Here is a 15,894-nt window from a genome sequence, read left to right on the forward strand (position 1 = left end):
TGACTAGGAGACAATTTTGTGAAAAAAATTCTCATAATTTTATCGGAATTTGGTTATTGGGGTGAAGAACTGGTAGGCCCCTTAGAAACTTTCGATGCTGCGGGATATCAGGTTGATTTTGCAACTCCAACAGGAAAAAGGCCAGTAGCGCTTCCTCCCAGCATGGACCCGACTTATATTGACCCACCTTTAGGTCGGACAGTTGTCTCTCAAGAGATGGCTGAAAAAGTCAAGCAGCTAGAAGATCCTAAGAATCCCCGGCTAGACAACCCAATCATCCTGTCACAATGGTTGCCCGATCGCCCTTATTGGAGTGCGGAAAAATTCCTCCGGGAGATGGAAGCATATAACAATGCTCTCGACGAAATACAAAAAGATTTGGAACAATACGACGCTCTACTAATAGTCGGTGGTAGTGGGCCAATCGTTGATTTAGTCAATAACCATCGGGTTCATGACCTGATCCTCAGCTTTTACAAAAAGGACAAGGCGATCGCAGCAGAATGCTACGGTGTAACTTGTCTAGCCTTTGCTCGTGACTTAGCAGACCGCAAGAGCATTATTAGGGGTAAGCACGTCACAGGTCATTGCAAGGAATATGATTACAAGGATGGTACGGGATTTGTCGGTGCTGACATTAACATGGGGCCACCTCCCTATCCTCTGGAGTATATTCTCCATGATGCCACAGCCCCAGATGGAGCATATCACGGTAATTTTGGCAAAGAAATCTCTGTGATTGTCGATTATCCCTTTGTTACTGGTCGGTCTACCGCAGACTCTTATACAACTGGTCAAAAGTTGGTGGAAGTTTTAGATAAAGGACTGAGGCGGTACGGATGGTAAGTTTGACCAAACAGAGCAATGAAAAGCCTTTGCTGGCTAACAGAAATGGTCGCTTTGCAATCATCGAACAACTTCTGGCAGATGGTATACACTACATGTTTGGCAACCCTGGCACAGTTGAGCAGGGGTTCCTAGATGCGTTAAAGGACTATTATCCAGAATTTAAATATATCTTTGCATTGCAAGAGACGATCGCAGTAGGTACAGGCGATGGCTATGCCCGCGCCACCAAAAAGCCTACTATTGTGCAACTGCATAGCGGAGTCGGTTTAGGAAATGGCATAGGGATGATTTATCAGGCCATGCGTGGTCATGCACCATTAGTAGTACTGGCTGGCGAAGCTGGTATCTGCTACGATGCGATGGATGCCCAAATGGCAGCAGATTTGGTCAGCATGGCTAAACCTGTAACAAAATGGTCAACTAGGGTAGTCGATCCTTCTTCTTTATTACGCGTGCTACGCCGAGCTATCAAAATAGCTGCTACGCCGCCTATGGGACCGGTGTTCATCTCCCTACCGATGGATATCCTTGATGCTGCTAATTATGAAGAGGTTGTTCCGACTTCTTTTCCAGTGACACGGGTTGCCCCGGAACCCGACCAACTGGCAACAGCAGCAACTTTATTGGCTGCCGCTAAACATCCCCTAATCATTATGGGCGATGGTGTAGCTTTTTCCGATGCCCAGGCTGAATTGACAGATGTAGCCGAACTCATCGGCGCACAAGTTTGGGGAGCAGACTCATCGGAAGCGAATATGAGCGCTACACATCCTCTGTTCGGAGGGTTGTTGGGTCATATGTTTGGCGATGATAGCCGCCGCGTTACATCCCAAGCAGACGTAATATTGATTACAGGTACTTACGTTTTTCCAGAGGTATTTCCGGCGCTGTCTGGAGTTTTTGCGCCGTCAGCGAAAGTAATTCACATTGACTTGAATACCTATGAAATAGCGAAGAACTTCCCGGTGGATCTTGGGCTACTTGGCGATCCGAAAACTAGTCTTAGCAAATTAGCGATCGCTCTTAAGTCAACTCTGACACACCAACAGAAGCAAGAGATTTCTGCAAGGGCTACTCGGATAGCTGAGGACAAGAAGCGGGAATCGGCTGCTCTACTTGAGGCTGATAAGGCGGTTCGGGATTCAGTACCTCTGCACATGACTCGTTTTGCAGAGGAATTAGCTGCCCATTTGCCACCAGATGCGATTATTTTCGATGAAGCTATTACCAATTCTCCCGAAGTTTGTCGGTACATACCACCGACAAAACTAGGACAATATTTCCAAACACGAGGCGGTTCGCTAGGTGTTGGTATTCCTGGAGCGATCGGTATTAAACTAGCTAATCCAGATAAAACTGTGGTTGGGTTCACGGGTGATGGTGGCAGTATGTATACTATCCAAGCCCTCTGGACTGCTGCCCACCACAATATAGATGCCAAATTTGTCATCTGTAATAATCACAGCTATCAAATCCTCAAGCTCAACATTTTGCACTATTGGGGCGAACAGGAAATACCAGAACATGACTACCCATCTTCTTTTAACCTGTGCAATCCAAATATCGATTTTGCTGAATTAGCAAGGTCTTTAGGGGTTCAGGCTATTCGGGTAGACAAGCCAGATCAAATTGCCCCAGCTATCCAAAAAGCATTGGATCATAATGGCCCATTTCTGATTGATTTAGTACTGACAAACGAAATTGTAAGTACAAAGATTGGTGTCAAGTGTGGCCAATAGTAGACCAGAATTTTTACTGAATTAAAAGGGAGAAAAGCAATGACAGTAGCTAAAATAGCACCTTTAACAGCGACAGAAATTAAGCAACTGGCAGCAGACTGGTATTTAAAATTAGATGTTCACGCTCCGCTAGAAGATTATATTCCTTTTCTAGCTGAAGATGGTTTAGAAATGCGCTTTCCTGAAGCTACAGTTTATGGTTTTGATGGATTTAAAGGTTGGTACGATCGCGTTATCGGGATTTTCTTTGATGAAGTCCATACTTTAAAGGAAGTCAACGTTACACCTTCAGTAGACGAAGCGAGTGTTCAAGTCATCGTCAAATGGGAAGCTAGCGTGTGGAATCCACCAGCAGCCAAAAGTCAACGCATTGTTTTAGATGCTTATCAAACTTGGATCGTGAAGCGATCGCCTAATACTGGTAAGCCAGTAATTGCAACCTACATTGTTGATTCACTTAATTATTATGAAGGGTCTGCTCAACTTTAAAATTGCAGACATCCGCGAAAAAAATGAAGTTTTGGGGCGCAGATGACAGATTGTGTGTAGTTAATAGCGCTCCCTACTCATAATTCCATAACAATTCTAGGAGATATAAAAGTGGCAGTTTCAACAATTTCACCGGGTCGTCAATTCTTTGACAAACATATCGAGACTATTTCTGCCGGAAAAATCGATGAAATGGTGGATAGAGATTATGCAGAAGATGCTGTATTAATCACCTTTTTCAATGGCTTTGAAAATACACCTGCACCCATCACAGTTTATGGTCGGGAAAATATCAAAACATTCTTTCACGATTACCTGAGAACAATTGAATATATTGATATCAAATCCTTAGATTTCACAGAAGCAGAAAATGCTATTTTTTTCCAAGCCAAATTCAACTGTAAACTTGGTCAAGTATCAGTTGGAGATGCCTGGACTATCCGTAATGGACAAATTGCTTATCACTTTGGCTTTTGGGTTTCTTAGAATAGCACTAATTTCAAGTGATGCCTATAGTGGTAAACTATGCGCTTGTTTGTAGTTAGTAACTAGCACTAACTACAAACGAGTTGACTAAGTGCTACTTACAGCAGAATTCAGGAACGGAGCCGGAGACGCTCCGCCGAGACGTCAGAATTGGGAAGTAAAATAGGATTTATATCTGGCTACCAGACCTAGATTGTGTACCTCACTAACTTTCTTTAAATCTGCTGTAATTACATTCCCATGCTGTATTTCCAAGCTATAACTTCCTTCAGTCTGAATACCCTACAATAGAGGATTATTATGAGTACATCAATAGAACAATTGCTTGTATCTCCCATCAGCAAGCTCTACAAAGAGCATATCGGTTTTATTAAAGCGAAAAATGTTGATGGTTTACTCAACCAATATACCGATGATGCTCTGCTGATTAGCACCTTAACTGAAGACCGTCAACCTCTTTATGTGCAAGGTCGTCAAGCACTCAAAGAGTTTTTTGAAGGTCGTATTTTCGGTTTAGAAGATTTTGAAATCAGGCTCAACCAGTGGGCTGAAACTGAAAACACACTGATGATGGTAGAGGAGCTAAACACCACAAGTAAAACCGGTGAAGTCGGTAGTGTGGAGTTCTACGATAACTGGTTTTTGCAAGATGGAAAAATCGCTATCCACTTTGCTGGTGTAATTCAGTACCCAGATAAAACTTATGTAAATGCAGGAAGAGTTAAAACAGAAGCACCTGACTCTCCATTGGGCAAGTTTTATAAAGAGCATATCGGCTTTATTAAAGCGAAAAATGTTGATGGTTTACTCAACCAATATGCTGAAGATGTTCTGCTGATTAGCACCTTAACTGAAAACCGCAAACCCCTTTACGTGCGTGGTCGTCAAGCGCTCAAACAGTTCTTTGAAAGTCGCATCTTCAGTTTAGAAGATTTGGAGGTCAAGCTTGACCAGTGGGCTGAAACCGAGAATACACTGATGATAGTTGAAAGCCTGAAAACCAGAAGCGTCAATGGCGATGTTGGCGAGGTGAGTTTCTATGATAACTGGGTGCTGCGCGATCGCAAAATCGCTGTTCACTTTGCTGGTGTAATTCAATACCCCGATGGAACATACGCTTAACTAAGTTCACTTTTTTGTGTCAGTAAGGACTGAAGTAATGGCTTTGCTAAAAGTTTCTCAAATGGCAATCAGCTGCAAAGATCCGATTGCAACTGAAAAGTTCTACACGAAATATTTCGGCTTTAAACGAGCAAGGGTTGCACCAATTGGCAATAATGAGCAGATTGTCTTTCTGAAGTTGGGCGATATGTATCTTGAACTTTTCCAAGCTAAGGGAGAAACCCCTGCCCCTTTAGCCACCCAAGACGGCCCTACCTATCCAGCTTGGCGTCATTTTGGTTTCCAGGTTGATGATGTTGATGCTAAACTGGCTGAGATTGGCAAGGATGCAAAAGTAACCCTTGGGCCACTCAACTTTGATAGCTTTATTCCTGGGTGGCGCACGGTTTGGGTATCCGATCCAGATGGCAATATTGTTGAAATTAGCCAGGGATACGTTGATCAGGATAATCCACCACTATTACAGGCAAATTGAGGGTAATTTCAAATTAACTATATACAGCATTCCTCAATAGGAGATGAACAAATTGACAATCACAATCCTGATCAAGTAGCTAATCTTTGTTCAAAACTAAACGGAATTGCTGTATAAAGTTTAATTGTTGACCGGCAGAAAGAAACTCATGAATACTTTCAAAAATTGGAAAACCCTTAACTGGTCTGAATATGGTGCAGAGTTGCTGGGAACTGCTTTTAATATCTTGGTCGGATTCAGTATAATCACCTTCAATTTTGGCAAGGGCTTGCCTATGGAGCATCTCATCCCGGCAGTGAGTCCTCGTTTATTAATTAATGGTCTCATTTTTGCTGGAAGCGGTGCATTATTTAGCATTTCCCCTTTAGGAAAACTGAGTGGTTCCCACCTCAACCCCTGCTTATCATTGGCATTCTGGTTGCAAGGCAAAATGCATAAAAGTGACTTAATTGGATATATTTTTGGTCAATTTATTGGCGCAGTTCTTGGCACATCTTTAGCATTAGCTCTGTGGAGAAATTATCTTGTCAGCGTTAATTATTGTATCACTTCACCTGGAATAGGTTATCCGTTATGGTATGTATTTATAGCTGAAGTTTTCATGACATTTCTGTTAGTGCTGTCTATCTTTATCTTCTTGAGTCATAATCACTTATTGCGCTGGACACCTTTAATGGTCTGGCTTCTAGTGGCAACTATGGTTTGGTTGGGAGCGCCTATTTCTGGTACCAGTTTGAATACAGCACGCAGCATTGGCCCGGCTTTATTAGCATGGTCTTGGCAAAACCAGTGGCTTTATTGTATTGCATCTCCACTAGGGGCAATAGTTGCCGTAAAAGTTTTTTCGCTGATAACTATGGGTGAACGCGAAGTTTTGACAGGGAAACTTTTTCATGTTCCTAACTATCGTTGTATTTTTAAAAATGTTAAAGTACCATATCTGGCAAAGCATCAGTAGATTTAATCTAGGAATAACAAAGTTGCTCACAAGACTTGACTAGCAAAAAATGTGGCAGATATCCCTCTTTTATTACTTTCAGCAGAGAATAATCTGTTTCCACTTTCGTAACAAAGTAAGTTAAAATGATGCGATGGTGCGGAGCATCTATCGGAAGCGATCGCAAAATTTTTCACTACATCTGAGCGTCACCAGAGGTAGAGTATTTTTCTCTCATCAGAGGGATAAATTAATAATTCAACAATCAGAAGTCAAAATTTGTAAATAGTCTAGTATGATTGGTATATTCATCAAATATTTTCCTGATTCTTGAACTATTCTGACTTCTGAATTCTGACAAAGATTGTTTTAGTTGAAAGTCATTCATAAGACCTGAAAACATTAAAATACTCTAGAAGGATAAAATCAATGAAGAGACTAGAAGGAAAGGTAGCTTTAGTAACTGGTAGTAGCGGAGGAATTGGTCAAGCTATTGCTGTACATCTGGCGGAACAAGGTGCAGATGTTGTGATTGACTACCGTTCTCATCCTGAAGGCGCTCAAGAAACTCTGTCGAAAGTGGAAGCTGCTGGGAGTAAAGGCTTAACTGTTAAAGCTGACTTGAGTATAATTAGCGATATTCGTCAACTTATAGACCAGGGTATTCAATATTTTGGTAAGTTAGACATTCTAGTGAACAACGCTGGCATCGACGGTCGAAATGCTGACTTCTGGAACATCACCGAAGCCGACTATGACTCAGTGATTGATATCAACCTCAAAGGCACATTTTTCGCCACTCAAGCGATAGTGCAGCACTTCATCGAAACCAAGCGAACTGGCAAAATCATCAATATTAGCTCTACTCATGAGGAAATAGCATTTCCCCACTTCACTGCCTACTGTGCCAGCAAAGGTGGTGTAAAGATGATGATGCGTAACCTAGCAGTTGAGCTTGGTCCTTTGGGAATTACAATTAATAACGTGGCTCCTGGAGCAATTGAGACACCAATTAATAGTAAGTTATTAAATGACCCCGAAAAATTGGGAGCGCTGTTAAAAAACATTCCCTTGGGTCGCTTAGGCAAGCCAGAAGATATCGCACCCGTAGTTGCCTTTTTAGCCTCAGCAGATGCCGACTACATCACAGGCGCAACCTTCTATGTAGATGGAGGACTGAGCCGGAACTATCATGAGCAGTAGGTAGATTGTGTTGGCTCTAACATTCGCTACCGACCAGTTTCTCGTCAGTCACCCACTGCGGAACCCAAGGGCAAAATAATCATTGCTGGTTATCATTGCTTCTGACTGGACGGTAGCAGAAGTGCTTCGCCCCAAAATGGCAACAGAACCTACCACAGAGAATTCTACGTTTTGAGTTTTGCATGAATACGAAATTGGCATAGATCGTATTGTTTGAGATACCTAAAACAGCCTTGTTCTAAAGATTTTTGGACTTGCTGAATATAAATATGAATTGGGATTACCGAATTTTAGATTTTAAATTTTGGAAAATGGAATTGAAGATTCAAAATCTAAAATTTAAAAAGGTCTGTTCGCGTAGCGTCTCGTAGAGAAGCCCCTGACTTGATTGCTGGGGTCAATCTAAAATCTAAAATCCAAAATCCAAAATTGATTGACGCTCCAGGCGCAGAGAGTAAGAGTTGAGAATACTTGAGATTTTTAATCCAAAATCCGAAATCCTATGACTCAAGAAGAAGCAAGATTAGCAGCAGATCGCGATCGCACAGCCTATTGGAAAAGATGGGGTTCCTACCTGAGTGAACGGCAGTGGGGAACAGTGCGGGAAGACTATAGCCCTGATGGTACCGCCTGGGAATTCTTTCCCCACGACCATGCCCGCTCCCGTGCCTATCGCTGGGGCGAAGATGGGATTGCGGGAATTTCTGATAATCATCAGCGACTATGTTTTGCGATCGCTCTCTGGAATGGTGAGGATGCAATTCTTAAAGAGAGGCTTTTCGGCCTGACAGGGAATCAGGGGAATCACGGTGAAGATGTTAAAGAATACTACTTCTACCTGGATAACACCCCGACTCACTCCTACATGAAATATCTTTATAAATATCCCCAAGCTGCTTTTCCATACAACCAGCTGGTAGAAGAAAATCGGCGCAGAGATCGCCAAAAGCCAGAGTTTGAATTAATCAATACAGGTATATTTGACCAAGACCGTTATTTTGATGTATTCATTGAGTACGCTAAGGCTTCACCCGACGACATTTTGATTGAGATCAATGTGATTAATCGAGGGCCAGAAGCAAAAACACTGCATTTGTTACCAACACTTTGGTTTCGCAACACCTGGTCTTGGACTGGTAATCAAGAAGAGAAGCCCTGGTTAAAAATTAGCCAATCTAACTCTGACCTCAGCACCATCGAAGCTTATCACCCCTCTTTAGAAACCCGATGGCTATACTGTAATGAAACTCCAGAACTACTATTTACAGAAAATGAGACTAATAATCAAAGATTGTTTGGGGTCAGCAATGCTTCGGCATACGTTAAAGATGGAATAAATAATTATGTAGTGAATGGGCAAAAAACAGGTGTCAATCCCAATCGGATCGGCACTAAATTTGCTGCTCGTTATGAATTACAAATCGGTGCAGGCGAAACCAAAACAGTGCGGTTGCGATTAAGTGACGCGCAAAATTTAATTGCACCATTCGGTACTGAATTTGATACAGTATGGCAACAGCGCCAGCGCGAAGCAGATGAATTTTATCAGCGAATTTGTCCGTTGCCGATGTTAGAAGACAGCCGGAATGTGCAGCGACAGGCATTTGCTGGAATGCTATGGAGTAAACAGTTTTACTATTATGTAGCCGACCAATGGCTAAAAGGCGATCCGGCTGGCCCCGTGCCGCCAGCATCGCGGCTCAATGGCAGAAATCATGAATGGTTTCACGTATTTAACGACGATGTACTTTCCATGCCCGACAAATGGGAATATCCTTGGTTTGCGGCTTGGGATTTAGCTTTTCATGTAATTCCGCTCTCGATGATTGATCCTGACTTTGCCAAGCTGCAACTGAGTCGTTTGACACGCGAGTGGTATATGCATCCTAACGGTCAGCTCCCAGCGTATGAATGGGCTTTTGGTGATGTTAATCCGCCCGTTCATGCTTGGGCTGCATGGCAGGTTTATCAGATTGAGCAAAAAATCTATGGTAATGCAGATAAAAAATTTCTGGAGAGTGTTTTTCAGAAATTATTGGTGAACTTTACTTGGTGGGTTAACCGGAAAGATTTAGAAGGCAGAAATATCTTTCAGGGTGGCTTTTTGGGCATGGATAATATTGGTGTATTTGACCGTAGCGTTCAGCTACCAACTGGTGGATATTTGCAACAAGCAGATGGCACAAGTTGGATGGCGATGTATTGTCTGAATATGCTAACGATCGCCTTAGAGTTAGCAAAGGAAAATTCCACCTATGAAGACATCGCCAGCAAGTTTTTCGAGCATTTCCTGTACATTGCAGATGCCATGAACGGCGTTGGTGATGCTGAAATAGCGCTATGGGATGAAACTGATGGTTTTTACTACGATGCCCTACATTCACCTGATGGTCATCAATTCCCGATGAAAGTGCGATCGCTGGTGGGGTTAATTCCATTATGTGCCGTGAGCATTTTAGAACCAGAAGCGTTAGAGCGACTCTCAGGCTTTAAGCAACGAACGCAATGGTTTTTGCAAAATCGCCCCGATCTGACCCAAAATATCGCTTGTATGCACAAAGAAGGTATGGGTGAGCGCCGACTGCTAGCGATCGCCTATCCAGACAAACTCCGTCGCATCTTAGAAAAGATGTTAGATGCAACAGAATTTTTCAGTTCTTATGGTATTCGCTCTGTTTCTAAAGTTCATGCGTCCGATCCTTACGTTTTGACGGTAGATGGTCGGCAGCATCGAGTCGATTACGAACCTGCTGAGTCTACTACAGGGATGTTTGGCGGTAATTCCAACTGGCGTGGCCCAATTTGGTTTCCCATTAATTATCTACTGCTAGAATCACTGCAAAAGTTCTATCGCTACTTCGGCGACGATTTCAAAGTTGAGTGTCCCACCGGTTCAGGCCAAATGATGACACTCAAGGAAGTATCAATTGAATTAGCTCAAAGACTGATCCAAATTTTTCTCACAGATGCTTCTGGTAAACGACCTTTTCATGGTGGAACAGAAAAATTTCAAACTGACCCGAATTGGCGTGATTTGATTCTGTTCAATGAATACTTTCATGGAGATAATGGCGCGGGTATTGGTGCTAGTCATCAAACTGGTTGGACAGGTTTAATCGCCAAATTAATCCAGCAATGTGCAGAACAGAAGTTGTCAGATTAATTTCAGACTTCTGGTGAGAGTGATTACAGAGCGATAAAAAGAGCGAAAGAGCCAAATTGGCTCTTGCGTTGCTTTTATGGAACACAATACTAGAAACTTGTTGCTTGATAGCCTTGAATCCTTGCAGAAAATGACTTTAATGATTTTTATGTACATTATTTAATAAGAAGCTGAGTGGCTTTAAGTAGGTAAGCGCGATAAAACCGATTTTGTAAAAACGGTAAAATAACGAATTTGTAATGTACATGCTAAATTTACATTTCGTTACATACTTGGAAATTTTATCGCCTACTTCCTTAGCATAAAACAGGCACAATAACCCTAAAATCTAAATCTATTAAATAGTTGAAAATCTTCCTGCTTACCTACTTATTTATTATCAAAAAAATACAAACATCCCCCGAAAATTAAACCCTTGTAATTAGATTATCCACTTATTAATATTAAATAATATAAGCTACTTAATAGTCAATTAAATTACCGGAATGAGTAGATTTAATTTTTTCAATTTAGTTGCGAAAAATTGACTCAGTAATTACTAAAAACTAATGAAGATAAGATGTATGAGTAGGTAATACAAACGATAAGCCTTTCTCAAGGTAATGGCATTAAGAAAAGCTGGGGAGTAAAGAGTAATAGTTACAAACTATTACTACCTTAGTCGCCTTGAATACATTTATTTGTATCACCCAGCTTGCCTCGATAAATAACTAAACTTACTACCATTCCTTTTTCAAGACAATATTGTAGTCAACAAGTAATGGGTAATTTAACACGAATCTAGCCATTAATAAATTGCTAAAAGCATCATCTGAAATACCATTAATAATTTTATTAATGGCTAAAAGTGTGCTAAGTGATCCACTAGTTAAATGCCGTAAGGACAAAAAGAAAAAATGACTTTAACCACAGATAGACATCAGGTTGAACTAGCAATATCTGATTACCAGTTAGAATCGGGATGTTCACATCCTTTTGGTGCGGTGCCAGACAAAGATGGAGTCAACTTTTCCATCTTTTCAGAACACGCTACCTCTGTCGAACTCTTGTTATTTGATCGGGATGATGATCCCCAGCCGAGACAAATTATTCAGTTAAACCCAAAGACTAATAAAACCTTCCACTTTTGGCATGTCTATGTCAAAGGGTTAAAACCGGGCGCTCACTACGCTTATCGAGTCAATGGTAATCCTGATTTACATCGGGGAGGACACCGCTTTAATAAAAATAAGGTACTGCTTGACCCTTACGCTAGAGGAAACACTAACACTCTTTGGCAGCGTAGCGATGCTTTAGGGTCAAAAGACAACCTGACTACATCTATGCGTAGTGTAGTTATTGATATATCTGATTATGACTGGGAAGGCGATCGCCCCCTCAACCGCTCAATGAGTGATACCATCATTTATGAAGTACACGTTGGCGGATTTACCAGATCATCTTCTTCCGGCTGCAAACACCCCGGCACTTTTTCTGGAATTATCGAAAAAATTCCTTACCTCAAAGAGTTGGGAATTACAGCTGTTGAACTCCTGCCAATATTTGACTTTGACGAAAAGAACATTCTTCGAGAAGTCAACGGCAAGGAACTAAAAGACTACTGGGGATACAACCCACACAGTTACTTTGCTCCAGAAGCTTCATATTGTGCTTTTCCTGATGTCGGAAATCATATCAGAGAGTTTCGAGATTTGGTTAAGGCTTTACACAAAGAAGGGATTGAAGTCATTCTAGATGTAGTCTTTAACCATACCGACGAAGGCAACCATGAAGGCCCAACCATCAGCTTCAAAGGCCTTTTTAATAGCATCTTTTATCACCAAGTACCTTGGGATAAGCAGTACTACATGGACTACTCCGGGTGTGGCAATACCGTCAACTGCAACCACCCCATAGTAGAAAAGTTAATTGTAGATTGCCTGGAATTTTGGGTGAAAGAGATGCATGTCGATGGTTTCCGCTTTGATGAAGCCTCCATCCTATCTCGTAGCCAAGACGGAGTACCAATGATCCATCCGCCAGTGATTTGGCACATTGAAACATCCGAAACACTAGCTGACACCAAAATCATTGCCGAGGCTTGGGATGCCGGTGGGCTTTATCAAATTGGCGACTTCCCTGGATATCGTTGGGCAGAATGGAACGGACGTTTTCGAGACGACATCCGGCGCTTTGTCAAAGGAGATCCTGGAATAGTTGGGGCAGTTGCTTGGCGTCTGGCTGGAAGTGCTGATCTTTATCAATCAAGCAGACATTTACCGATTAACAGCATCAACTTCATTAGCTGTCATGATGGGTTCACCCTCAATGATTTAGTTTCATACAACCACAAGCACAATGAAGCAAATGGTGAAAACAATCAAGATGGCATCAATGACAATTTGAGTTGGAATTGTGGGGTTGAAGGAGAAACTGACAATCCAGAAATTGATGCATTACGCCGACGACAGATCAAGAATTTTGCAGCCATTCTTCTGCTATCTCAAGGTGTACCCATGCTCGTGGCTGGTGATGAAGTCAGACGAACACAAAAGGGTAATAACAACGCTTACTGCCAAGATAACGAAATTAGTTGGTTGGACTGGAATTTTGCCCAGAAGAATACTGATATTTTCAGGTTCTTCAAACTGATGATTAATTTCCGCAAGTGCTATTGCCATTCTGCTTTACGCCGGAGTAATTTTTTCACTGGTGAAGTTAACCAGCGCGGCTTAACAGACATTGCTTGGCATGGCTGCAAGTTGTTCAAACCAGGTTGGCACGACTCTCATGCCAGAGTTCTCGCATTTACTCTCGGCGGCTTTGAAGGAGAAGCAGATATTCATGTCATGCTCAATATGTACTGGGAGGAACTCGACTTTGAAATTCCTTCTATTAAAGGGAGAAGATGGTGCAAAGTCGTAGATACTGCTCTTCCTTCTCCGATGGATATTGCGGAACCAGGGGAAGAAACTGTAGTTTCAGGTAATATCTATCCTGTTAAAGAGCGTAGCGTTGTTGTTCTGGTTTCCAAATGGTTACCAGTTAATGAATTTCCAATTAGGAGTGAATTCAATGAGTAATATAGGCTTTTCATTTTCGGATTTGATTGCTGGGTATGTTATTGCTTTTGATTCAAGTAAGGGAGAATCTGGTACTTTTGATCTCAAAACGTCAGATGGCAGGAAGTTTGAAGTAGCATTGACCTCAATGACTTATGCTGAACTAGTACGCAATTTAAATGAGCCTTTCTTTGATTGCACTAGCCAAATAAGTTCAATGCTCGTTCCAAATTGCTATCTTTTCGTGTATGGCATTTTTTATCCTGAAGCAGGTGAGCATAAGTTTGAAGCTAAACACATAGTTTTTCTGGGTAGAACAGAAAATGAGTATCTTTTTGAAAGACCAGATTGGTGGGTCAAGCAGATCCGAAGCCTTGGCGATTTTTACCTCAAAGCTCAGTTTGAAGATGGGGAAATTGATTATCGGAAATATCGCACTGGTATCGGTTTAGTTGGTTCCAAAGAAGATAGTAATCGTCAGGAAACTGACACCATTTCTCGCCTAGTTTACGGTTTTGCCACAGCCTACATGATGACTGGGGACGATCGCTATCTTGAGGCTGCGGAAAAAGGCACTGAATACCTGCGCCAACACATGCGTTTTCTAGATGAAGGCGAAGAAATTTGCTATTGGTATCACGGTGTTGATGTGAATCCAGGTGGTAGTGAGCAAAAAATATTCTCCTCAGAATTTGGAGATGATTATGACGCTATTCCAGCCTATGAGCAAATTTATGCGTTGGCTGGCCCCACCCAAACCTATCGGATAACAGGCGATCCACGCATTATCAAAGATATCGAGTTAACGATTAATCTGTTTAACAAGTATTTCTTGGACAAGACAGAGAAAGGAGGATTTTTCTCCCATATCGATCCGATTACTCTTAGCCCCCACTCTCAGACTCTAGGCCATAATCGCGCCAAGAAAAACTGGAACTCCGTAGGTGATCATGCCCCAGCTTATTTGATCAATCTTTGGCTGGCGACTGGCAAAGAAGAATACGCAAATTTCTTAGAGTATACCTTCGACACCATTGAAAAGCGGTTCCCCGATTATGACCGTAGCCCATTTGTTCAAGAACGTTTTTATGAAGATTGGAGTCATGATACAACTTGGGGATGGCAGCAAAATCGAGCAGTTGTAGGTCATAACCTGAAAATTGCTTGGAACTTAATGCGGATGAACCACCTGAAACCAAAAGAAAACTATGTGACTCTGGCAGAAAAGATTGCAGAAATCATGCCAGCAGTTGGTAGCGATCAACAGCGTGGAGGTTGGTACGATGTGGTGGAACGCACCTTAAAACCAGGACAAGAGGTACACCGCTTCGTCTGGCATAACCGGAAAGCCTGGTGGCAACAGGAACAAGCTATCTTAGCCTACTTGATCTTGAATGGCTCACTTGATAAACCTGAGTATCAACGCCAGTCACGTGAAGCTGCTGCTTTCTATAATGCTTGGTTTCTCGATTACGTGGCTGGGGGTATTTACTTCAATGTTCTGTCAAATGGGATTCCCTACTTATTAGGAACGGAACGAGGCAAGGGAAGCCACTCAATGAGCGGGTATCACTCTTTTGAACTGGCTTATTTAGCTTGCGTTTATACGAATCTGCTGATTACTAAACAGCCAATGGATTTGTACTTCAAACCAAAACCAGGTGGCTTTAAAGACAACATCCTGCGAGTTGCACCAGATATCTTACCACCAGGCAGTGTGCGGATTGGCGATGTTTGGATCAATGGGCAAAGGTACGCCGATTTTGATGCTACAAATCTGACGGTCAAACTGCCGATTACTCAAGAGGATCTGAAAGTTAGAGTCAGGCTTCTTCCGACTCAAGTCTCTTTCGACGCAACACTGTTGGAAGTCAGTAATGGTACTGCCAAAATCTCCTTAACTGGGTTATTGGATGCCAATGGTGTGATCCGTTTTCAGGAAGCAATAGCTAAAGCTACAGAACAACCAATCAATCGTCTGGTCTTACTACTACAAGACCTGGAATGTATTACTACTGCTGGTGTGCGGGCTTTGATTTTCACTAAGCAAAAACTGGGTTCTCATGTTGAACTATATATGGTCGGTGCACCAGAAAATGTGAAACAATTTCTGATGACGAGTGCATTTTGCGACAGTGTAACTGTTTTAGATCAGTATGAGACTGCTGAGATGGCCATTGTGTAGATTGCGTTAAAAGACATTTTAGTAGTCCTAATTTGGATCGCAAATACATACTTCAAATCACAAAACTGTGGTTTATCCAAAGCCATTTAGGACTACTAACCTGTCGCAAAAATTTTGAGAGGTTCCTAGTAATCATTAAAGTGCTTAAAAAATCAAGAACTAAAGTCCTTACTACAAACTTATTTATCCAGCATAGTTGACTTGA

Annotated in this window: 11 protein-coding genes; all 11 read left to right on the plus strand. The window is 41.9% G+C overall.

From position 1 onward, the window contains the following. Positions 1-18: 18 nt before the first annotated feature. Positions 19-846, plus strand: coding sequence for a type 1 glutamine amidotransferase domain-containing protein (locus tag V7K30_RS23440; RefSeq protein WP_335003361.1), 828 nt, complete (start codon positions 19-21; stop codon positions 844-846). After that, complete coding sequence (locus V7K30_RS23445; protein ID WP_335003363.1) at positions 840-2,588, plus strand: thiamine pyrophosphate-binding protein; 1,749 nt, start codon at positions 840-842, stop codon at positions 2,586-2,588. The genes V7K30_RS23440 and V7K30_RS23445 overlap by 7 nt, the downstream gene beginning before the upstream one ends. A 39-nt stretch (positions 2,589-2,627) precedes the next feature. Further along, entirely contained in the window at positions 2,628-3,077 is a 450-nt protein-coding gene (locus V7K30_RS23450; RefSeq protein ID WP_335003365.1) for a hypothetical protein, read from the plus strand. Between the two features lie 111 nt (positions 3,078-3,188). Then, on the plus strand, positions 3,189-3,563 hold the full coding sequence (locus V7K30_RS23455) for a nuclear transport factor 2 family protein (protein ID WP_335003367.1): 375 nt from the start codon (positions 3,189-3,191) through the stop codon (positions 3,561-3,563). A 300-nt stretch (positions 3,564-3,863) separates the two neighbouring features. Further along, on the plus strand, positions 3,864-4,685 hold the full coding sequence (locus V7K30_RS23460) for a nuclear transport factor 2 family protein (RefSeq protein ID WP_335003369.1): 822 nt from the start codon (positions 3,864-3,866) through the stop codon (positions 4,683-4,685). A 37-nt stretch (positions 4,686-4,722) separates the two neighbouring features. Next, positions 4,723-5,160 carry a VOC family protein gene (locus V7K30_RS23465; protein ID WP_335003371.1) on the plus strand — a complete coding sequence of 146 codons (438 nt, stop codon included), beginning with the start codon at positions 4,723-4,725 and terminating at the stop codon, positions 5,158-5,160. A gap of 148 nt (positions 5,161-5,308) precedes the next feature. Continuing rightward, on the plus strand, positions 5,309-6,118 hold the full coding sequence (locus V7K30_RS23470) for an MIP/aquaporin family protein (protein ID WP_335003372.1): 810 nt from the start codon (positions 5,309-5,311) through the stop codon (positions 6,116-6,118). A 408-nt stretch (positions 6,119-6,526) separates the two neighbouring features. After that, positions 6,527-7,300, plus strand: a complete 774-nt coding sequence (locus tag V7K30_RS23475) for a glucose 1-dehydrogenase (RefSeq protein WP_335003374.1) — start codon at positions 6,527-6,529, stop codon at positions 7,298-7,300. 502 nt (positions 7,301-7,802) lie between these two features. Continuing rightward, entirely contained in the window at positions 7,803-10,463 is a 2,661-nt protein-coding gene (locus V7K30_RS23480) for an MGH1-like glycoside hydrolase domain-containing protein (protein ID WP_335003375.1), read from the plus strand. Between the two features lie 896 nt (positions 10,464-11,359). Next, entirely contained in the window at positions 11,360-13,525 is a 2,166-nt protein-coding gene (gene glgX / locus V7K30_RS23485) for a glycogen debranching protein GlgX (RefSeq protein WP_335003376.1), read from the plus strand. Beyond that, positions 13,518-15,689, plus strand: a complete 2,172-nt coding sequence (locus V7K30_RS23490; RefSeq protein WP_335003377.1) for an AGE family epimerase/isomerase — start codon at positions 13,518-13,520, stop codon at positions 15,687-15,689. Before glgX ends, V7K30_RS23490 begins: the two co-directional genes overlap by 8 nt. The last annotated feature ends 205 nt before the right edge of the window (positions 15,690-15,894 follow it).

The sequence above is a fragment of the Nostoc sp. genome (genome assembly GCF_036917655.1).
Classification (GTDB): Bacteria; Cyanobacteriota; Cyanobacteriia; order Cyanobacteriales; family Nostocaceae; genus Nostoc.